Raw genomic sequence first — 19404 nt, forward strand, 5'->3', positions numbered from 1 at the left:
GCGATTCGCCTCAGGCCCTGGCGGGCCGTCCGTCCCAGGTCTGCGGCCCGACACCGCGCTCGCGCAGCTTGAACTTCTGCACCTTGCCGTTCTCCGTGCGCGGCAGGTCGGCCAGCAGGTCGATGTATCGCGGCACGGCGAAGTACGGCAGACGCCCTTCGCAAAAGCGCGCGAGCTCGGCGGGTTCGATCGACACGCCCTCGCGCGCCACCAACGCCGCCATCACCTCGTCCTCGGCCAGTTCGGAGCGCACCGGGTACACCGCGCAAGAGGCCACGTCCGGGTGGCTCAGCAGCACCTGCTCGACCTCGAACGACGAGATGTTCTCGCCGCGCCGGCGGATCGCGTCCTTGATGCGGTCGACGAAACGGAATGCGCCGTCGGCATCGCGCACCACGCGGTCGCCGGTGTGAAACCAGAGATTGCGCCAAGCCTCGACTGTCTTCTCCGGCATGTTGAAGTAGCCGCTCGCGAAGGCGTACGGCTCCTCCGCACGCAGCAGCAATTCACCGGCCTCGCCGGGCGACAGCTCCGCGTCGTCTTCGTCGGCCACGCGCACCTGGAAGCCCGGGCGCAGCCAGCCCATGACACCGCCGCGCGGCGAATCCGGCGCGGTGGCGATGGCGAAATTGGTTTCGGTCGAGCCGTAGCCTTCGAGCAGCGACACGCCCGTGCGCGCCTTGAACGCAGCGCCCGCGGCAGACGGCACACCGGGCCCCAGCCCGATGCGCACGCGGTGATCGCGCTCGCCGGGGCCTTCCGGCTGCGCGAGCAGGATAGGAACCATCGCTCCAAGCAGATACACCACCGTCGCGCCGCTCGAGCGCATCGTCGGCCAGAAGCCCGAGGCAGAGAAACGCGACTCGAACACCACTTGTGCGCCCGTCAGTGCGGCCTGCGCGAAGGTGTTGAGCGCGTTGATGTGAAACAGCGGCAGCGTGGTGCACAGCACATCGTCGGCGCCGACGCCGAGCACCTCCGCGCTGTTCACACCCCACCAGAAATACTGCGCATGCGGACAGATCACGCCCTTGGCCGGCCCCGTCGTGCCGGAGGTGTAGAGAATCGCGAGCGGATCACCGGGCTGCATCGCAGCCGGCTCGATGGGCTCCCCGCCCTCGGGATACGCCACGACGCGCACACCTTCAGGCACTTGCCACGCATTGGATGCCGCTTCACCAACCACCCAGACCTCGCGCAACGCGGTGCGCGACAGATCCGCCGTCGCGAGCCGCTCCAGAAAGCCCACCTCGATCACCAGCAGCTTCGCCTCGCTGTTCGCCAGGAAGTATTCGATCTGCGGCCCCATCGATGCCGTGTTGACCGGCACCGTCGATGCGCCCAACCAGCCTGCGCCGAGAAAGCTCTCAAGAAACTCGATGCGGTTTCCGCACATCACCGCAATGCGATCGCCACGTGCCACGCCGGCCGCCGCCAACGCGCCTGCACGCACAGCGGCAGCTCGCACCGCATCGCCATGGGTCCACTCGCTCCCAGCGATCCGCAGCAACGCGCGCGAGCCGAACAGCCCGGCCTGCCGCTGCAGCATCGCCGGCAGCGTGCGCAGGGCGGGCGGCACGGCGCGGGGGTCACTCGTCATCGTGCGTGCCTCCGCCGAGGTAGGTGGCCTGCACCCGCGGATCGCTCGCCAGCTCGGCCGAAGCGCCCGACAGCGCGATCTCGCCCGTCTCAAGTACATAGCCTTCGTCCGAGCTTTCGAGCGCGGCGCGTGCGTTCTGCTCCACCAGCAGAATCGACACGCCATCTTCCCGCAGCTTGCGCACGATGGTCAAAATGTCGCGCACGATCAACGGCGCCAGCCCCAAACTGGGCTCATCGAGCATCAGCAGGCGCGGCGCCGACATCAGCGCGCGCCCCACGGCCAGCATCTGCCGCTCGCCGCCCGAGAGCGTGTCCGCGCGCTGCGAGCGCCGCTCGGCCAACCGCGGAAAGCGGTCGTACACCGACTGCAGCCGCTTTTTCATTGCATCGCCGCGCAGCCGCTTCGCGTACGCGCCGAGCTGAAGGTTGTCGAGCACGGTGAGTTCGCCGAACAGCTCGCGCTTTTCGGGCACGAGACACAAGCCGCGCTCCACGCGCGCTTCCACGTCCAGCCCCTGCAGGTCTTCACCTTCGAAACGCAGCGTTCCCTTGCAAGGCAGCAGGCCCATGGCCGCAGCCAGCAACGTGGTCTTGCCCGCGCCGTTCGGCCCGATCACCGAAATGATCTGGCCCGGCTGCAGGTCGAGCGACACCCCGCGCACCGCCTCGACCTGCCCGTACGACACATGCAGATCGCCAATCTCCAGCATCGCGGTCATACAACGCTCCCCAGATAGGCCGCCTGCACACGCTCGTCCGCGCGCACCGCCGACGGCACGCCCTCCACGAGCTTGGAGCCGAAGTTCATCACCACCAGCCGGTCCACCAGTTTCATCACGAAGTCCATGTCGTGTTCGACGATGAGGATGGTCACGCCCTCCTCGCGCAGCTTGCGCAGCAAATCGCCGAGTGCCATCTTTTCCTTGCGGCGCAGGCCGGCGGCCGGCTCATCGAGCACCAGCAGCACCGGGTCGGCGGCCAGCGCGCGCGCAATTTCCAAAATGCGCTGCGTGCCCAGCGGCAGGCTGCCCGCCAGTTCATGCGCGCGGTCGCCCAGCCCGATGCGGTCGAGCTGGCGCTGCGCCTCCTGCAGGATCTGGCTTTCTTCCGTGCGATCGAGCCGCAGCCCCGCCTTCAGGATGCCCGAGCGCGTGCGCGAATGCGCGCCCAGCGCCACGTTGTCGAGCAGGCTCATGTGCGGGCGCAGCTTCACGTGCTGGAAGGTGCGCGCCAGCCCCAGCCGCGCGACCTCGCGCTGCGGCATGCCCGCGATGTCGTGCTCCAGGAAGCGCACCTTGCCCGCGCTCATCGGCAACGTGCAGGTCAGCAGGTTGAACATGGTCGACTTGCCCGCGCCGTTGGGCCCGATCAGTCCGACGATCTCGCCGGCCTTGACGTCGAAGCTCACGTCGTTGACCGCAATGAGCCCGCCGAAGCGCTTGACCGCGCCATTCACCGACAACACCTGCGAGCCGCGCTGGGGCAGCGTGCGATGCGGCAGCGGCTCGACCGGCGGCGCCTCGTGGCGCGACGGCCCTTGCACAGCACCGCGACGACGCGTCCAGCGGCGCAGCAAGCCCATCACACCGCCGCGCGCAAAGTGCAGCAGCAGGATGAACAGCGCGGCGAAGGCCACGGCCTCCAACTGGCCGGCGCGTTGCGTGAGCATCGGCAGCACGTCCTGCAGGCCGTTCTTCAGCACCAGCACCAGCGCAGCGCCCACCAGCGCGCCACCCAATTGACCGAGACCACCGGCCACCGCCATCAGCAAATACTCGATGCTGGCGCGCACATCGAAGGGCGACGGGCTCACGAAGCGGTTCATGTGCGCATAGAGCCAGCCCGCCAGCCCCGCGAACAGCGCGGCGGTAACGAACAGCGAGAGCCGCACGCGGTACGCATCAGCCCCCACGCTCGCCAGCAGCGTCGCACCGCCGCGCAGCCCGCGAATCGCGCGCCCCGGCCGCGACTGCAGCAGGTTGTGGCTGAACAGGCAGGCCAGCCCGACCACCACCCAGATCAGGTAGTACATCGCGCGCGGATCGGCCAGCGACCAGCCCGCAATCTGCAACGCCGGAATGTTCGACAGCCCCGTGTGCCGCCCGAGCGCATCGACGTTGCCGAACAGCATCGCGATCGACAGCCCCCACGCGATAGTGCTCAGCGGCAGAAAGTGCCCACCGAGCCGCAGCGTGAGCATGCCGATCGCCAGCGCCGACAGCCCCGTGAGCAGCAGCGCGAACAGCAGCCCGATCCAGGGCGACATGCCCTGCGCCGTCGTCAGCCATGCGGTGGCATAAGCCGCGATGCCCACGAAGGCCGCCTGCCCGAACGAGGTGGCGCCGCCCACGCCAGTCAGCAGCACAAGGCCCAGCGCCACCAGCGCGCCGATGCCGATGTCGTTGAGCAGCGAAACGGTGAAGCTGCCCGCCAGCACCGGCACCAGTGCCAGCACGACGACGAGCCCGGCGATCCACGCCAGGCGCTTGTTGCGGTTGGCGTTCATTGGTCCACCTCGTCTTCTTCCTCTTCGGCGTGCGTGGCCATGAAAGACCGCAGCATGAGCACCGGAATGAGCAGGCTGAACACGATCACGTCCTTCAGCGCACCGCTCCAGAACGAGGCAAAACTCTCCACCACGCCGACCGCGAGCGCACCGATGGCCGTCATCGGATAGCTCACGAGCCCGCCGATGATCGCGGCCACGAAAGCCTTCAGGCCAATGATGAAGCCCGAGTCGTAATACATCGTCGTCACCGGCGCGATCAGCACGCCGATCAGCCCCGCCAGCAGCGAGGCGCAGCCGTACGCCAGCAGCGCCGTGCGCACCGGCCGTATGCCGACCAGCCGCGCGCCCACGCGGTTCACGGCCGTGGCGCGCAGCGCCTTGCCTGCCACCGTGCGCTCGAACACCAGGAAGAACAGCCCGCTCAGCACGATGGCCGCCCCCACCATTAGCACCACCTGCCCGCTGACGGTGAAGCCATCACCTAGCGTGAACACCGCACTGGTCAGCGGCGTGGTGCGCGAACCCTCGGGCCCGAAGAACAGCAGGCCCAGACCCGACAGCAAAAAGTGCAGCGCCAGTGACACGATCAGCAGCACCAGCACCGATGCATCCGCGATCGGCTGGAACACCACCCGCGCCAGCAGCGGCGCGATAGGCACCACCAGCAGCACCGCCACCGCGATGTGCACCGCCACAGGCACGCCCGGCCGCGCCGCCAGCCATGCGAGCACGCACGGAATGGCGGGCAGCACGCCCCACATCAGCACCGCCTTCGGAATGCGCGCGGCCTCGCCGCGACGCAGCAGGCTGCCGATCTCGGTGGCCAGGGCCAGCGCCGCCAGCACCGCGACCATGCCGATGGTCGGCGGCACGCGGTCGGTTTCGAAGGCCGCGAGCGACAGGGCCGCAAAGGCCGCGATGTCGCCGAACGGCACGAACACCACCCGCGTGACGGAAAAGATCAGCACCAGCCCGAGCCCGGCCAGCAGATAGACGGCCCCGTTGGCCAGGCCATCGGTGAGGAGAATCAGCGCCACGTCCCATGTCATCGCGCGGCCCTCCGGAAAAACAAAGGCGAGAGGTTCAAGGTGCGAGCTTCCATTGGCCGTTGTCGAGCTTGACGATCACGCGGGCGCGTTCGTCCACGCCGTAGAGACTGCCGGGCTTGAAGGTGTAGACGCCGTGCGTGCCCACCACTTCCTTCGTGCTGAAGATGGCGTCGCGCAGCGCCACGCGGAACTCGGGCGTGCCCGGCTCCGCCTTCTTCATGGCGCGCGAGGCGGCATCGACGAACACCAGCCAGCCGTCGAACGAGTAGGCCGAGAAGGCGTCGCTGGTCGGTGCGTTGTTGACCTTCTGGAACACGGCGCGGAACTCGGTCGCGATCTTCTTGGTCGGGTAGCTGTCTGGCAACTGCTCGGCCACGATCACCGGGCCGGTGGGCATCAGCGCGTTCTGGCCGGCCGCGCCGACCACGCGCACGAAGTCGGGGTTGATCAGGCCGTGCTGGCCGTACACGCCGCCCTTGAAGCCGCGCTCCTGCAGCGCAAGGAACGGCAGTGCGCCGGGCGTGCCTGCGCCACCGGTCATCACCGCGTCGGGCCGCAGCGCCACGATCTTCAGCACCTGCCCCGTCACCGAGGCATCGGCACGCGCATAGCGCTCGTTGCTCACCACCTTGATGCCGGCGCCGGGCGCGGCCTTCATCAGCGCGTCGTAGACCAGGTCTCCCCAGGCGTCGGAAAAGCCGATGTAGCCCACGGTCTTCACGTTGTTGCGCTTCATGCGCTCGACGACCGCATCGATCATCAGCTGGGTCGGCTGCGCCACCGTCATCACCCACGGGTTCTCGTTGGGATCGAGCAGGATGGGCGTGAGGCCGATCATCGGCGTCTTTGCTTCCTTGCCCACCTGCGCCATCGCGATGGCGGCCGGCACGCCCGATGTGCCCATGAGCACGTCGACCTTCTCCTCCTCGATCAGCTTGCGCGCGTTGCGCCCGGCCGTGGTGGGGTCGGAGCCGTCGTCGAGCACGACGAGCTGGATCTTGCGGCCGTTCACCTCGCCCTTGTAGGCCAGCGCGGCCTGCATGCCCTTGGCATAGGGCACGCCCAGCGAGGAGTTCGGCCCCGACAGCGACACGCTGAGGCCAACCTTGAGGTCGGCCGCGAACGCGCTCGCTATGCCACAGGCGGTCAGCGCCGCGGCGAGGGTGCCGCGCGTCAGGATCTGCATCAGGCTCTTCATGTCGTAGCTCCGGTGAGGATTGTTGGAATGGACAGGTGGGTAACTCAGATGAACAACTGGATGGCCGGCAACGCGCGCGGGGCGTTGAGCAGGTCGATGCGCTTCTCGCGGATCGACCAGCCGGTGGGAGTGCGCACTAGGTGATGGCGGGCGGTGCCGCTCAGCAGGATCTGGTCTTCGCCGCGTGCCTCGACGTAGAGGAACGGCGTGCGCAGCCATGCCTCATCGCCCTCCTCGCGCTCGATGCGCGAGGGCTGCAGTACGTGCTGGCTATGGCTCGCAGGATGCTGCGAATGCGCGCGCGGGTTCTTGAGGCGGTCGACGCGCAGCTGCAGCAGCAGCCGGTCTTCATAGGCCAGCGAGTTGTGCGAGAACGGGTCGGCCTGCGCCGCACCGAGCAGCGGCACCCAGTAGTGGCCGTCTTCGGCGAACAGGGCCAACCAGTCATCGAGCCGCCGCTCGTCGAGCAGCGCCGCTTCGTGGGCGACGAAATCGCGTGGGTCCGTCATGCCGCAGCCTCCATGCCCGCCACCATGGACTTCGCCCAGGCGCGAAACTGGTTGCGCATCAGCAGCTCGTTGGTGCCGTTGGTGGTGACCGTGGCTTGCTGCGTCTCGGCTGGGTCGTAGTTGCGGTGCAGGCTCACCCACTCGTTGCCGCCTGCGCGCAGGCCTTGCTGGATGCTCTCGAACAGGTGCACGTCGTCGTGCGCGACCACCGACATCGGCGAGAACACGAGGCGGTTGTAGCTCATGGCACGCTCGAACAGCAGCGCTGGCGCACCTGCCGCGCGGAAGCTCCAGGCCTCGATCAGCGTGCGGTTGGCCGCCAGCGGGCGAATCACGCGAATGGCCTGCGGCGAGCCCTTGACCGACAAGCTCGGATAGAAGACCGAGTTCTGCGGCGAGCGCTGCAATATCTCGGTGGCCCGCGCCTCGCCGTGCGCGGCGCGCATCGCGGCTTCGTACTCGGGCAGCTGCGCGTAGTTGGAGTGGATGCTGAAGTTCACCCCCAGCACGCTGTGGCCGTTGGCGAACACGCGTCCGCCCATCTTGTCGAAGAACTCGTAGCCCGAGCCGAAGGGCAGTATCTGCTCCATTGCCATCGGCTTGGGGTCCGTGGGCGCATGGCCTTCCCACAGCGCCTCGGCCGCCTTGGTAGCCGACTCGTGCGTCGACATCGGGTGCACCGTGTCGTTGATGTTCTCCAGGTACATCTTCCAGTTGCAGTGGACGATGTTGCGCAGCACACCTCCGCCCACAGTCAGGTTGCCTTCGGGCGAGCGGTCGACCATGTTGTCGATGGCGCCCAGCACCTCGCCGAAGTAGTCCTCGAACGAAGGCCCGGTGTCAGACAACCGCACGAACACGAAGTCGCGGTACACCTTCACGTGCTTCACCACCGACAGCCCCTGCCCCGACTCGCAGGCCTTGAGCTGCGTGCCCTCGTAGCCGTTCTTCAGCGGCAGCCCGAGCGGCGCGCCGTCGAGCTTGTAGGTCCACGCGTGGTACGGGCAGCGGAAGAACCGGCCGGTGTTGCCGCTTTCGTCCATCACCAGCTGCGTGCCCTTGTGGGCGCACCGGTTGTAGAGCACGTGCACATCGCCATCGGGCTGGCGCACCATCATCAGCGGCCGGCCCGCGATGTCCTGCGTGACAAAGTCGCCGGCCTCAGGCACCTGGCTCGCGTGGCCGAGGAAGACCCAGGTGTTGGCGAACAGGTTCTCCTGTTCCAGCGCGAAAAGCTCCTCGCTCAGGTACAGGTCGCGGTGCACCCGGTCGTCCTGCACCAGCGCCGCGACAAGATCGGGGCGGTTGCGATAGATGGTCATGGCGATGTGCTCGGTGGTTCGGCGAAAACTACGGAACCAGCTTCCACTGGCCCTTTGTCATCTGCACGATGACAACGCCGCGCTGGTCGGAGCCATAGCGGTCGTCGGGCTTGAAGGTGTAAATGCCGTGCGTGCCCACCAGCTCCTTCGTGCTCACGATGGCGTCGCGCAGCGCCGTGCGGTACTGCGGTGTGCCCGGCTCGCCCTTGGTGCGCGAGGCCGCATCGGCCAGCAGCAGGTAGGCGTCGTAGGTGTACGACGAGAAGGCATCCGTCGGCACCGCGCCATTGACCTTCTGGTAGGCGTTGCGAAAGCCCATCGACACCTTCTTGATCGGGTTGCTGTCGGGCAGTTGGTCGGCCACCAGCACCGGGCCGCTGGGCACCTGCAGGCCTTCGATGGAAGCGCCGCCCACGCGCACGAAGTCGGCGTTGATGAGGCCGTGCGTGCCGTAGATCTTGCCCTTGTAGCCACGCTCGGCCAGCGCGATGTAGGGCAGCGCACCGGGCGTGCCCGAGTTGCCCGCAAACACCGCGTCGGGCCGCGACGCGACGATCTTCAGCACCTGCCCGGCCACCGACGAATCGCTGCGCGCATAGCGCTCGTTCGCCACCACCTTGATGCCGGCGGCGTCCGCGCTCTTCACGAGCGAGTCGTAGGCCAGGTCACCCAGCGCATCCGAGAAGCCGATGAAGGCCACTGTCTTCACGCCCGACTTCTTCATGCGCTCGACCACGCCAGCGACCATGAGCGGGAACGGCTGCGACACCGTCACCGTCCACGCGCCCTCGGGGCCGGCGATGGTGACCGGCGTAGGCGAGATCAGCGGCGTGTTCAGTTCCTTGGCCACCGCGGCGATGGCCATGGCGCCTGGCACGCCCGAAGTGCCGATGAGCACGTCGACCTTGTCTTCGGTCACCAGCTTGCGTGCGTTGCGGCCGGCGGTGGTGGGGTCCGAGGCGTCGTCGAGCACGATCAGCTGTACCTTGCGACCAGCGATCTCGGGATGTTCGGCAATCGCGGCGCGGATGCCCTTCTCGTATGGAATGCCAAGTGCGGCCACCGGGCCCGACAGCGAACTGATGAAGCCGATCTTCAGGTCGGCCGCCAGGGTCTGTGAGGCCGCCAGGGCAAGCACCGTGGCGCTAAGAATGTGGGTGTATTTTTTCTTCATTTCGGTTTCCAAAACTGGGACTTGGCGTTCGGGGTGCGTGCGAATGACACCGGGTACTCCCCTCCGCGAATGTCCCCCGCCTTCGGCTCCTCCTTTATTTCGCTGCGGGGAGCACCCGATGCCATTCGCACATGGACGCTGCCGTTGTGCTGGCCGATCAACCACTGCGCTGAACGATCACGCCGATGGGGTGCCTTGCGCAGCGAAATAAAGGAGGAGGCCGCAGGCCGGGGGACATTCGCGGAGCAAGGTACCCCGTCGGCGTGATCGCGCCCTGAAGAGCCGGATGTCATCTCAGGGCACCAGCTTCCATTGACCCTTTTCGAGCTTCACGACGACGCGCGAGCGGTCATCCGAGCCATAGCGATCAGTGGGCTTGAAGTTGTAGACCGAATGCGTGCCCACCAGCTCCTTGGTGCTCACGATGGCATCACGCAGCGCCAGCCGGAATTGCGGAGTGCCAGGCTCAGCCTTGCTGGCCAGCGCGCGCTGCGCAGCGTCAAGATAGATCAGCCACGCATCGAAGCTGTAGGCCGAGAAGGTGTCGGTGGGCGCCGCGCCGTTGGCCTTCTGGTAGGCAGCGCGGAAGTCCATCGCGATCTTCTTCATCGGGTTGTTGTCGGGCAGCTGCTCGGCCACTACCACCGGGCCCGTGGGCGCCAGCAGGCCTTCGACCGACGGACCACCAACGCGAATGAAGTCGGGGTTGATCAGCGAATGCATGCCGTAGATCTTTCCCTTGTAGCCGCGCTCAGTCAGCGCGAGGTACGGCAACGCACCTGGCGTGCCCGAGGCACCGGTGATCACCGCGTCGGGCCGCAGCGCCACGATCTTCAGCACCTGGCCGGCCACCGACGAATCGCTGCGCGCATAACGCTCGTTCGACACCACCTTGATGCCTGCCGTTGGCGCCGACTTCATCAGCGCGTCATACACCAGGTCGCCCCAGGCGTCGGAGTAGCCGATGTAGGCCACCGTCTTCACGCCGGCCTGCTTCATCTTCTCGACCATCGCGCCCATCATCAGCGGCGCGGGCTGCGGCAGCGTCACCATCCATGCGCCTTCTTCGCCTGCCAGGTCGGCATTGGCGATGGAGATCAGCGGGGTCTTGGTTTCACGCGCCACACCGGCAATGGCCAGCGAGCCTGGTGCTCCGGCCGTGCCGATGATGACGTCGACCTTGTCTTCTTCGATCAGCTTGCGCGCGTTGCGCGCCGCCGTGGACGGGTCGGACGCATCGTCGAGCTGGATCACCTGGACCTTGCGGCCGCCCACCTCCGACTTGTAGGCGACTGCCGCCTTCATGCCCTTGTCGTACGGAATGCCGAGCGACGACACCGGCCCCGACATCGAAGTGATGAAGCCGACCTTGAGATCGGCGGCCCACGCGCCCGCGGCGCTCAGCGCGCCGAGGCCCGCGGCAATGGCCGCGAGTGTGCGAATTCGGTTCAGGACTTTCATGGCGAGGCTCCAGAGGTGGTTTTGGATGAACGTGAGGAAAGCAAAAAACTCAGAGGGCGAGACTTCCGACGCTGGTGCCGCCGCACACATACAGCACCTGTCCCGTGACGAAGCTGTTCTCGGCATCGGCGAAGAAACGCACGGCGCGTGCCACATCGGCCGATTCGCCGAGGCGCTTGACCGGCACCGAAGCTGCGAGCGCGCGTTCCTTCTCGCTGCCGGCTTCGACCACGTCGTAGAACATGTCGGTGCGGATCGGCCCCGGGGCCACCACATTCACCGTAATGCCGTCGGCCGCCAGCTCCAGCGCCCAGGTGCGCGCCATGCCCAGCATGCCGGCCTTGGTGGCCGAGTAGCTGGTGCGCGTGGCCAGCCCCAGCGCGGCGCGTGACGACAGCAGCACCACGCGGCCGAAGCGCTGCGCACGCATCGCGGGCAGCGCACCTTGCACGAGCTGAATGGCACAGCCCAGGTGCAGATCGACCAGTGCGTCGAGGTCGTCGAGCTTCACTTCGGGCAGCAGCGCGGCGCGGATGACGCCTGCGTTGTGGACGATGGTGGTCGGCGCGAAGCGCTCGACCAGCTCACGCACCGCCTCGCCCGTGGCGGCGCGGTCGCTCAGGTCGACCTCGATGCTGTGCAGCTTCGGATGGTCGATTTCGGCCTTGCGGCGCGCGAGCGACACCACCTCGTAGCCCTGCGCGAGCAGGTCTTCGCAGATCGCCTTGCCGATGCCGGCGCTGCCGCCGGTAACGGCCGCGACCTTGGGCGCCGCGCTCATGCCGAGGCCCCCACCAGTGCCAGCACGCGCAGCGGGCTTCCGCTGCCCTTCTCGATCTTCAGCGGCGGGCAGATCAGCACCGCACCGGCCGGTGGCAGCAGGTCGAGATTGCTCAGGCACTGCAGCCCGTAGCGGCCCGCGCCGTGCATGTAGTAGTGGCACGGGTACGGTGGCCGCAGGTGATAACCCTGCCCAGCGTCGGTGCCGATGGCTTCGGAGCCGAAGCCCAGCACGTCGCGCTGCTCGACCAGGAAGCGCACAGCCTCGGTGCTCGGGCCCGGCGTGTGCTGGCCCGTTTCGTCGAAGTTCTGGTACGCCTCAGGGTCGCTGCGCTTGGACCAGTCGGTGCGCATCAGCACCCACGCGCCCTTCGGGATGCGGCCATATGCCGCCTCGTAGCGCTCGATGTCGGCCACGCTCAGCAGGTAGTCGTCGTTCGACTGCACATCGGCCGAACAATCGATCACGCAGGCCGGTGCCACGAAGTGCTGCACGGGAATGGTGTCGACCGAGTTGTTCGGCAGGTCGCGGCCGGAGATCCAGTGGATCGGCGCGTCGAAGTGCGTGCCGGTGTGCTCGCCGCAGGAAAAGTTGTTCCAGTACCAGCCCGGGCCGCGCTCGTCGTACTTCGACACTTCCTCGATGCGGAAGGGCCAGCACTGGCCCATCTCGGGCGGCAGCGCGATCTGCGGGAACTCGGGCGTGAGCGTCTGCGTGAGGTCGATCACGCGGATGCGGCCACTGGCCATCGCGGTCACGAGGCCGCCGAGAATTTCGGCGGCGGACATCAATTCGGTTGTCGTGGTCATTCGTATGGCTCCTGTCTCAGCCGCCGGCCGCGAGCTCGCGCTCGAGCACCTTGGGGTTGTCGCGCCAGCGCTCCAACCACTCCTGCGCCACATCACCGGGGTAGACGTCTTCCACACCGTCGCGCAACGCCTTCACGATGGCATTGGCCAGCGCGGTGGGTGCGAGCTTGGGCGGCGGCGTGTGCTGGTTCCATTCGTCGTCGATGGGCCCCGGGAACACGTTGATCACGCGAATGCCAGCCGGCCGCATCTCGGCACGCAGGCACTGCGCGAGCGAATGCGCAGCGGCCTTCGACGCGCTGAAGGTGCCGTGCGGCGGGAAGTTGCTGAGCGCGTAGATCGACAGCAGGTTGACCCATGCTGTCGCACCGGTTGCGCCGTCGGCCGAGCGGCCCTTCAGCGCGGGGCCGAACTCCTGCGCCAGACGAAGCAGGCCGAAGTAGTTGATGTCCATCTCGGCCTTGGCCACGTCGGTGCCGCGCCGCGCGCCGATGCCGAAGGTGCGGTGCACCTCGGCGTTGTTGATCACGATGTCGACCTTGCCGCCGATGGAGCCCGCAAGCTCCGTCACCTGGCGGCCGTTGGTCAGATCGAGCGGCACCAGCGTGACTTGCGGCAGCGCAGAGATGTCGTCGAGCCCGTCGCCCATCTTCTTCCAGGGCTCGGCATGGCCGACCCAGACGATGTCTGCGCCGGCCTTCACCAGCGCGCGCACGATGGCCTGGCCGGTCTCGGTCTTGCCGTCTGTCACCAGCGCCTTGCGGAACTTCGGGTCGCTGGTCATTTCACGGAGCATCTTGTCGTCGGCCATATGGGCACTCCCTTCATTCGGAAAACCAATGAGAACGGCCTGCCCCGCGCGGTCGAGCCGGGCGCCGACACGCACGCGTTGCGGCGCATCGCCAACTTCGCCATGCAGGTGGACCATGAGCGTCGGCCCGGCATCGAGGTGCACCAGGCCCAGCCGCCAGGGCAGCCGCTCGCGGAAGAACAGGTCGTTGCTGTGGTGCAGCGTGGTGCTGCCGAGCAGTTCGCCCTCGCCGTTCTGCTGGCGCCAGCGCAGGGCCGCCGAGAGGCACTTGTGGCAAACCTCGCGCGGCGGGTACTGCACCGTGCCGCAGTCTTCGCAGGTCTGCAGCTCGAAGCGGCCTTCGGCGGCAGCAGCCGTGAGGCCGAGCGCCACGCGGCCGCGCGCGCCGGGCGGCAGGTTCATCTGCCGGGTGCGCAGCACCGGGTTCTTGCGCGGGGGGCGCATCATCGGCATGGTCATAGCGCCTCCGCCGGGCCGCCCCAAGGCAGGCGCGCGGCCCCCTCGGGGGGCAGTGCAGCCGCGAAGCGGCAAACGTGGGGGTACATCATTCCGGTCTCCCCAGGATGACGGCGCCTGTGCACAGGCAGCGGTCGTAGGTCACCATGCCGAAGCCGGCGACCAGGCCCAGTTGTGCGTCGGGCACGGTGCGTGGGCCTGCTTGATCGGTCAGTTGGCGGATCGCCTCGACCATACCGAGGAAGCCACCCGCCGCGCCCGCCTGCCCGGCTGAGAGCTGCCCGCCGCTGGTGTTGTTCGGAAAGCTGCCATCGAAGGTCATGGTGTTGGCCTGCACGAAGGCCGCGCCCTCGCCCTTCTCGCAGAAGCCCAGGTCTTCGAACTGCATCATCACGATGACGGGGTAGTCGTCGTAGGTCTGCACGAAGTCGAGCTCGGCGGGCTGGATGCCGGCTTGCGCATACAGGTCATCGCGATCCTTTCGCCATCCGCCCTGCACCATCACAGGGTCTTCGGCGTAGGCGTTGTGGCGTTCGATGGCGCCGCGGATCACCACGTGCGCCAGGCCCAGGTCGCGTGCGCGCTCCTCGCTCATCACCAGGAAGGCATCGGCGCCCGCGCAGGGCATCACGCAGTCGAACAGGTGGATGGGGTCGGAGATGGGCCGCGCGGCCATGTACTCGTCGAGCGTCAGGCCTTTCTTGAACATCGCGTTTGGGTTGCCCAGCGCGTTGGTGCGCTGGTCGACGCAGATGCGGCCGAAGTCTTCGCGCTTCGCGCCGTAGGTGCGCATGTAGTTGGCGGTGATGAACGCAAAGATCGAGTTCGGGCCGCCCGAGCCGTAGGGGTAGCTCGCGTCGCGCGCGAAGTTGCTGAAGCTGCCCAGCGTCTGGCGAAAGGAGTCGACGTGGTTGGTGTCGGCGCCCACACAGGCCACGATGTCGGCATCGCCCGCCTGCACCGCCCGCGCGGCACGGCGCAGGCACATCACGCCTGAGGCACCACCTGTGGGCACATGGTCGAGCCAGCGCGGCGACAGGCCCAGGTGCTGCGTGACGCCCACGGCCGTGTCGGGCGCGAGCGAGAAGCTGCTGAGACACAGGCCGTCGATCTGCTCCTTGGCCACGCCGCTGGCATCGACCAGCGCCTCGATGGCCTGTCCGATGAACCAGTGCGCCGTGCGCGTGGAGTACCGCACATAGGGCACGGTGACGGGCACCGCGACCGCGACACCTTCGTAGGAGAGCCGTCGTTTGGTCGTCATGCCTGCCTCTTCTTCATGGCGCGTGTGTCGACGCAATGGCCCTGGCCCGGCAGCGACTGCGCCATCTCGCGGAGTTGCCCGCGCTGGATCTTCTGCGAAGGCGTGAGTGGCAGCGCATCGACGAAGGCCACGTAGCCAGGCGCCTTGTAGTACGCCAGTTGGGCCAGTGCGTGTTCGACGATGCTGGCGGCGATCTGCGTGCGCTGCGAGGCATCGACGCCTTCGCGCATCACGATGCAGGCCAACACTTCGTCGCCGCGCACCGCGTCGGGCGTGGCTGCCACGGCCGAGGTCTTCACTGCCGGGTGCTGATTGAGCACGCTCTCGACCTCGACGGCGGAGATGTTCTCGCCGCTGCGGCGGATCACGTTCTTCTTGCGGTCGACGAAGAAGAAGTTGCCCTCGGCGTCGCGACGCACCAGGTCGCCGGTGTGGAACCAGCCGTCGGCCCAGGCTTCGCACGTGGCGTCCTCGTCCTTCAGGTAGCCGGAGAAGAAATAGCGCTTCGGGTCGTTGCCGGCCGAACGCACCAGCAGCTCGCCCGGTGCATCGACGCCGACGTCACTGCCGTCCTCGCCCACGAGGCGGATCTCGACGAAGTCTTCCTGCCGTCCGAAGCAGCTGGTGCCCACGAGGCGCGGCTCGCGGTTGGCCATGATGCAGGCGGCCGCGCCGGTCTCGGTCATGGCCCAGGCCTCGACCAGCGGGAAGCCGAAGCGCTCTTCGAAAGGCGCGTGGTTCTTGCGGTCGACGCCGGCGCCGAAGCCCCAGCGGATGGCATGGTCTCGGTCTGCCGGCGATGCGGGCGCGGACAGCAGCATGGCTGGCATCACGCCGAGGTAGTGAACGATGGTCGCGCCGCTCTCCTTCGCGCTCGCCAGCCAGGTCTTCGGGTGGAAGCGATCGAGCTGAACCAGGCAACCGCCTGCGACCAGCACCACCATGGTGGAGAAGGCCATCGCGTTCATGTGGTTGAGCGGCAGCGGCGTAATGACGCGCTCTGCATCGGGACGGATGCTGCACACACCGTCGAGCGACGCATACCACTCCCCCGCGCGCAGGAAATAGGCGTTGCTCAGGATGCAGCCCTTGGGCCGGCCCGTGGTGCCCGAGGTGTAGAGCAGGCCGCATTCGGTGTCGGTGCCCACGGGCTCATGGGCACGCGGTGCGGCGGTCTTCGCTGGCGGCACGGCGTCTTCAGGCCCCATCGTCTCGAAAGCCACGCCCGCCTGAGCTGCCGCGGCACGCAGGTCGGCCGCGCGCGCCGGCAGCGTCACGGCCAGGCCGATCTCGCTGTGGCCGATCAGGTAGACCAGTTCGGCCGAGCGCATCTCGGCGTTGATCGGCACCACGCTCACGCCCAATGCGTTCAGCGCGAGCCAGTGGAAGATGAAGGCAGGCCGGTTCTCCAGCAGCAGGCCGACGCGATGGCCGTGGCCGTAGCCGGCTTGCGCGTAGGCTGCGCGCAGGCGTTCGATCTGTGCGGCAGCATCGCCCCAGCGGATGGCGCCCGCTTCGATGCCATAGGCGGCCGCAGTCACCGATTCGGTGAACAGGAATTCGGCTTGCGGCGTGCGCGCAGCGGTGGCCGCAAAGACTTGATGGACGGTGGCGTGTGGCATCTCGTCTCTGTCAGATGAAGAGCTGCACGGCCGGCAGGGCCGCGTCGCAGTTGAGTAGATTGACGCGCTTGAGCGTCATGCGCAGCGCGCCGTCCTGCACCGTGAGGTGGTGGAAGAAGGTGCCGACATAGAACTGCAGTTCATCGCCCTGCGATTCGGTGTAGTGGAACCCGGTGCGCACCACGTAGCGATTGGCCTCTGCATCGAACTGCTCGACCACCGGCACTTGCAGCAGGTGGTGGCAGCGGCTCGGCGGTTGCTGAGAGAAGGCACGCGGACTCTTGAGGCGCTCGATGCGCAGGTCGCGCAGCAGCTTGTCTTCGTACAGGTGCGAGGTGTGGTTGAGGCCGTCTTCCTGGTCGGGCACGAGCGGCACCCAGTAGAACGCATCGTCGGTGAAGAGCGCGTTCCATTCTTCGTAGCGGCGCGTGTCGAGCAAGTGCGCTTCGTTCACGACGAAGTCGATCAGGTCCTGGCGAGTGACTTCGGTGCCGGCCATTACATGGTCTCCGTCATGCGTTGCACCCAGCTGCGGTACTGGTTGCGCATGGGCAACTCGTTGGTGCCGCCCGTGGTGATCTCGCCACCCTTCAGCTCCGAAGGGTCGTAGTCGCGGTGCAGGCTCACCCACTCGTTGCCGCTCGCGTGCAATCCGGCCTGCATGCCACGGTAGGCCTGCAGGTCGTCATGCCCGACCACCGAGAACGGCGAGTTGATGAGCCTGTTGTACATGGTGGTGCGCTGCAGCAGCTCGGGCGGCGCGCCCTTGAGGCGGAAGGTCCAGCTCTCGATCAGCGTCTTGTCGGCAGAGATCGGCTTCACCACGCGAATCGCCTGGATCGCGCCCTTGATCGTGAGGTTCGGGTAGTACACGGTGTTGTGCCGTGCCATGCCCAGGATCTGCGCCGTCTTCTCCTCGCCATAGCGCGCCTTCATGGCGTCGTCGTACGCGGGGATCGCCTTGTACTTGCTGTGGATGCTGAAGTGCACGCCCGTGAAGCTGTGGCCGTTGTCGTAGGTGCGGATGCCCATGTCCTCGAAGAACTTGTAGTCGGACATGAAGGGCGCGAACTGCTCTACCGCCATGGGCTTGGGCTCGTCCTCGGGCTTGTCGGCCCACATGCGCTTGGCGGTGCCGGCAGAAGACTCGTGCGCCACCATGGGGTGCATGGTGTCGTTGAGGTTCTCGACGAACATCTTCCAGTTGCACTGGTGCATGAAGCGCAGGCAGCCACCCGCGATTTCGAGTTCGCCTTCGGGCGAGCGGTCGGCCATGTTGTCGATGGAGCTCAGCGAGTCGCCGAAGTATTCGTCGAAGTCGGGCCCCGCGTCGTTGATCTTCACGAAAATGAAGCCGCGGTGGCTGCGCACGTGCTTCACGGTGGTGAGGCCCTTGCCCGATTCGCATTCGTGCAGCTGCGTGTGCTCGTAGCCCGTTTTCAGCGGAATCGCCAGCGGTGCGCCGTCGGTCTTGAAGGTCCAGGCGTGGTACGGGCAGCGGAAGAACTTGCCCGTGTTGCCGCAGGGCCCGTTCACGAGCCGCGAGCCCTTGTGGGCGCAGCGGTTCATCATCGCGCGCACGCTGCCGTCGGAGTGGCGCACGATGATCAGCGGGCGGCCCGCGATCTCGTTGCTGATCCAGTCGCCGGGCTTGGGCAGTTGGCTTTCATGGCCGACGTAGTTCCAGGTGTTGGCGAAGAAGTGCTCCTGCTCCAGCTCGAACAGCTCCTGGCTGGTGTACAGGTCGCGGTGCACGCGATCATGCTGCACCAGCGCGCGAATGGCATCGGGGTTGTCTCGGTACGAGGTCATGGTTCTTGTGGCTCCTGGCTTCAGATGTCCAGCACCAGCCGCGCACCCTTGGCGCGCGAGATGCAGATCTGCATGACGTTGCCTTCCGCCTTCTCGCGGGCGGTGAGCACGTAGTCGCGGTGGTCGATCTCGCCTTCGAGCACCGGCACGGCGCATACGCCGCATTCGCCGCGCTTGCAGTCGAACATCGGGTCGCAGCCGTTCTCGATCAGGCAGTCGAGGATGCTCTGGTCGGCCGGCACGGTGAAGCGCTGGCCCGACTGGGCGAGCTCCACCTCGAAAGGCTGGTCGCCTTCTTCCGCGACCGGCTCGGTGAAAAGCTCGAAGTGCACGCGGTCGTGTTCCCAGCCGCGCGCCTGGGTGCGCTCGAGCACGGCGTCGAGCATGACCTTGGGGCCGCAGACGTAGAGGCGGTCTCCGGTGGGAACGCTGTCGAGCAGCGAGTCGATATCGAGCGGTGTGCAGGCCTCGGCGTCGGCATGTACGCGCAGGTCGTCGCCGAGCAGCGCCTGCAGCTCGGGCAGGAAGGCCATCAGATCGCGGCTGCGGCCGGCGTAGTGCATGCGCACGGCTGCACCTTCGGCGCGGCGGCGGGCGGCCATGGTAGCGAGCGGCGTCACGCCGATGCCACCGGCCACCAGCACGGTGCCGCCGGGGCCGGCGTGCAGCGGAAAGTCGTTCTTGGGTGCCTCGATGGCGAGGGTGTCGCCCTCTTTCAGCTGCTCGTGCATGAAGCGCGAGCCGCCCCGGCCTTCGGCCTCCTTGCGCACGGCGATCACGTATTCCGCCGGCGCGTTGGTGGCGTTGCGCGCGGTGTCGAAGTTGATGAGCGAGTAGTGGCGCCAGTCGGTCTTGCCGTCGGGCAGTGACACCTGCACGCGGATGTGGGCGCCGGCCGCGAAGCCGGGCAGCGCGCGGCCATCTTCGGCGCGCAGGCGCAGCATGCGGATCAGCGGATTCAACGCCCGCGCCTCGACGACGCGCAGTGAGAGGGTGGCTGAGGGTGCGGTCATCTTCGTCTTGTC

Annotated in this window: 17 protein-coding genes; all 17 read right to left on the reverse strand. The window is 67.3% G+C overall.

The window, feature by feature from the left end; genetic code table 11:
• Window positions 1-10 precede the first annotated feature (10 nt).
• Window positions 11-1600 (reverse strand): ATP-dependent acyl-CoA ligase, encoded by a 1590-nt coding sequence (locus ACSFCA_RS04310; protein WP_435458749.1) that lies wholly within the window; start codon window positions 1598-1600, stop codon window positions 11-13.
• Complete coding sequence (locus ACSFCA_RS04315) at window positions 1590-2321, reverse strand: ABC transporter ATP-binding protein (RefSeq protein ID WP_007831224.1); 732 nt, start codon at window positions 2319-2321, stop codon at window positions 1590-1592. The genes ACSFCA_RS04310 and ACSFCA_RS04315 overlap by 11 nt, the downstream gene beginning before the upstream one ends.
• The gene (locus ACSFCA_RS04320) at window positions 2318-4108 is read right to left on the reverse strand and encodes a branched-chain amino acid ABC transporter ATP-binding protein/permease (RefSeq protein WP_435458750.1); all 1791 of its coding nucleotides are present in this window, start codon (window positions 4106-4108) and stop codon (window positions 2318-2320) included. The genes ACSFCA_RS04315 and ACSFCA_RS04320 overlap by 4 nt, the downstream gene beginning before the upstream one ends.
• Window positions 4105-5160, reverse strand: a complete 1056-nt coding sequence (locus ACSFCA_RS04325) for a branched-chain amino acid ABC transporter permease (RefSeq protein ID WP_093049773.1) — start codon at window positions 5158-5160, stop codon at window positions 4105-4107. The genes ACSFCA_RS04320 and ACSFCA_RS04325 overlap by 4 nt, the downstream gene beginning before the upstream one ends.
• A 34-nt stretch (window positions 5161-5194) precedes the next feature.
• Window positions 5195-6358 carry an ABC transporter substrate-binding protein gene (locus ACSFCA_RS04330; RefSeq protein ID WP_435458751.1) on the reverse strand — a complete coding sequence of 388 codons (1164 nt, stop codon included), beginning with the start codon at window positions 6356-6358 and terminating at the stop codon, window positions 5195-5197.
• Between the two features lie 44 nt (window positions 6359-6402).
• The gene (locus ACSFCA_RS04335) at window positions 6403-6867 is read right to left on the reverse strand and encodes an aromatic-ring-hydroxylating dioxygenase subunit beta (protein WP_435458752.1); all 465 of its coding nucleotides are present in this window, start codon (window positions 6865-6867) and stop codon (window positions 6403-6405) included.
• Entirely contained in the window at window positions 6864-8189 is a 1326-nt protein-coding gene (locus tag ACSFCA_RS04340) for an aromatic ring-hydroxylating dioxygenase subunit alpha (RefSeq protein WP_435458753.1), read from the reverse strand. The genes ACSFCA_RS04335 and ACSFCA_RS04340 overlap by 4 nt, the downstream gene beginning before the upstream one ends.
• A 28-nt stretch (window positions 8190-8217) precedes the next feature.
• Complete coding sequence (locus tag ACSFCA_RS04345) at window positions 8218-9363, reverse strand: ABC transporter substrate-binding protein (protein ID WP_435458754.1); 1146 nt, start codon at window positions 9361-9363, stop codon at window positions 8218-8220.
• Between the two features lie 294 nt (window positions 9364-9657).
• Window positions 9658-10824 (reverse strand): ABC transporter substrate-binding protein, encoded by a 1167-nt coding sequence (locus ACSFCA_RS04350; protein ID WP_093172045.1) that lies wholly within the window; start codon window positions 10822-10824, stop codon window positions 9658-9660.
• Window positions 10825-10873: 49 nt separating this feature from the next.
• Window positions 10874-11605, reverse strand: coding sequence for an SDR family oxidoreductase (locus ACSFCA_RS04355; RefSeq protein WP_093075480.1), 732 nt, complete (start codon window positions 11603-11605; stop codon window positions 10874-10876).
• Window positions 11602-12414: a cyclase family protein gene (locus tag ACSFCA_RS04360; protein WP_435458755.1), complete on the reverse strand. Its 813-nt coding sequence runs from the start codon at window positions 12412-12414 to the stop codon at window positions 11602-11604. The genes ACSFCA_RS04355 and ACSFCA_RS04360 overlap by 4 nt, the downstream gene beginning before the upstream one ends.
• A gap of 16 nt (window positions 12415-12430) precedes the next feature.
• Window positions 12431-13684 carry an SDR family NAD(P)-dependent oxidoreductase gene (locus tag ACSFCA_RS04365; RefSeq protein ID WP_435458756.1) on the reverse strand — a complete coding sequence of 418 codons (1254 nt, stop codon included), beginning with the start codon at window positions 13682-13684 and terminating at the stop codon, window positions 12431-12433.
• A gap of 85 nt (window positions 13685-13769) precedes the next feature.
• Window positions 13770-14945 carry a thiolase family protein gene (locus ACSFCA_RS04370; protein ID WP_258350613.1) on the reverse strand — a complete coding sequence of 392 codons (1176 nt, stop codon included), beginning with the start codon at window positions 14943-14945 and terminating at the stop codon, window positions 13770-13772.
• Complete coding sequence (locus ACSFCA_RS04375; RefSeq protein ID WP_435458757.1) at window positions 14942-16567, reverse strand: AMP-binding protein; 1626 nt, start codon at window positions 16565-16567, stop codon at window positions 14942-14944. Before ACSFCA_RS04375 ends, ACSFCA_RS04370 begins: the two co-directional genes overlap by 4 nt.
• A gap of 10 nt (window positions 16568-16577) precedes the next feature.
• Window positions 16578-17066 (reverse strand): aromatic-ring-hydroxylating dioxygenase subunit beta, encoded by a 489-nt coding sequence (locus ACSFCA_RS04380; RefSeq protein ID WP_435458758.1) that lies wholly within the window; start codon window positions 17064-17066, stop codon window positions 16578-16580.
• Window positions 17066-18379, reverse strand: coding sequence for an aromatic ring-hydroxylating dioxygenase subunit alpha (locus ACSFCA_RS04385; protein ID WP_093049735.1), 1314 nt, complete (start codon window positions 18377-18379; stop codon window positions 17066-17068). The genes ACSFCA_RS04380 and ACSFCA_RS04385 overlap by 1 nt, the downstream gene beginning before the upstream one ends.
• Window positions 18380-18399: 20 nt before the next feature.
• Window positions 18400-19392 (reverse strand): PDR/VanB family oxidoreductase, encoded by a 993-nt coding sequence (locus ACSFCA_RS04390; protein ID WP_435458759.1) that lies wholly within the window; start codon window positions 19390-19392, stop codon window positions 18400-18402.
• Window positions 19393-19404: the final 12 nt, after the last annotated feature.

It is taken from the genome of Variovorax multivorans, assembly GCF_051216835.1.
Lineage (GTDB): Bacteria > Pseudomonadota > Gammaproteobacteria > Burkholderiales > Burkholderiaceae_C > Variovorax.

What these genes read in the sequence shown, in the direction of transcription:
- ACSFCA_RS04365 (WP_435458756.1), bottom strand. Translation starts at nt 13,684, where the DNA reads ATGACCATGCCGATGATGCGCCCCCCGCGCAAGAACCCGGTGCTGCGC.
- ACSFCA_RS04345 (WP_435458754.1), bottom strand. Translation starts at nt 9,363, where the DNA reads ATGAAGAAAAAATACACCCACATTCTTAGCGCCACGGTGCTTGCCCTG.
- ACSFCA_RS04315 (WP_007831224.1), bottom strand. Translation starts at nt 2,321, where the DNA reads ATGACCGCGATGCTGGAGATTGGCGATCTGCATGTGTCGTACGGGCAG.
- ACSFCA_RS04385 (WP_093049735.1), bottom strand. Translation starts at nt 18,379, where the DNA reads ATGACCTCGTACCGAGACAACCCCGATGCCATTCGCGCGCTGGTGCAG.
- ACSFCA_RS04370 (WP_258350613.1), bottom strand. Translation starts at nt 14,945, where the DNA reads ATGACGACCAAACGACGGCTCTCCTACGAAGGTGTCGCGGTCGCGGTG.
- ACSFCA_RS04375 (WP_435458757.1), bottom strand. Translation starts at nt 16,567, where the DNA reads ATGCCACACGCCACCGTCCATCAAGTCTTTGCGGCCACCGCTGCGCGC.
- ACSFCA_RS04330 (WP_435458751.1), bottom strand. Translation starts at nt 6,358, where the DNA reads ATGAAGAGCCTGATGCAGATCCTGACGCGCGGCACCCTCGCCGCGGCG.
- ACSFCA_RS04360 (WP_435458755.1), bottom strand. Translation starts at nt 12,414, where the DNA reads ATGACCACGACAACCGAATTGATGTCCGCCGCCGAAATTCTCGGCGGC.
- ACSFCA_RS04325 (WP_093049773.1), bottom strand. Translation starts at nt 5,160, where the DNA reads ATGACATGGGACGTGGCGCTGATTCTCCTCACCGATGGCCTGGCCAAC.
- ACSFCA_RS04310 (WP_435458749.1), bottom strand. Translation starts at nt 1,600, where the DNA reads ATGACGAGTGACCCCCGCGCCGTGCCGCCCGCCCTGCGCACGCTGCCG.
- ACSFCA_RS04355 (WP_093075480.1), bottom strand. Translation starts at nt 11,605, where the DNA reads ATGAGCGCGGCGCCCAAGGTCGCGGCCGTTACCGGCGGCAGCGCCGGC.
- ACSFCA_RS04380 (WP_435458758.1), bottom strand. Translation starts at nt 17,066, where the DNA reads ATGGCCGGCACCGAAGTCACTCGCCAGGACCTGATCGACTTCGTCGTG.
- ACSFCA_RS04340 (WP_435458753.1), bottom strand. Translation starts at nt 8,189, where the DNA reads ATGACCATCTATCGCAACCGCCCCGATCTTGTCGCGGCGCTGGTGCAG.
- ACSFCA_RS04335 (WP_435458752.1), bottom strand. Translation starts at nt 6,867, where the DNA reads ATGACGGACCCACGCGATTTCGTCGCCCACGAAGCGGCGCTGCTCGAC.
- ACSFCA_RS04390 (WP_435458759.1), bottom strand. Translation starts at nt 19,392, where the DNA reads ATGACCGCACCCTCAGCCACCCTCTCACTGCGCGTCGTCGAGGCGCGG.
- ACSFCA_RS04350 (WP_093172045.1), bottom strand. Translation starts at nt 10,824, where the DNA reads ATGAAAGTCCTGAACCGAATTCGCACACTCGCGGCCATTGCCGCGGGC.
- ACSFCA_RS04320 (WP_435458750.1), bottom strand. Translation starts at nt 4,108, where the DNA reads ATGAACGCCAACCGCAACAAGCGCCTGGCGTGGATCGCCGGGCTCGTC.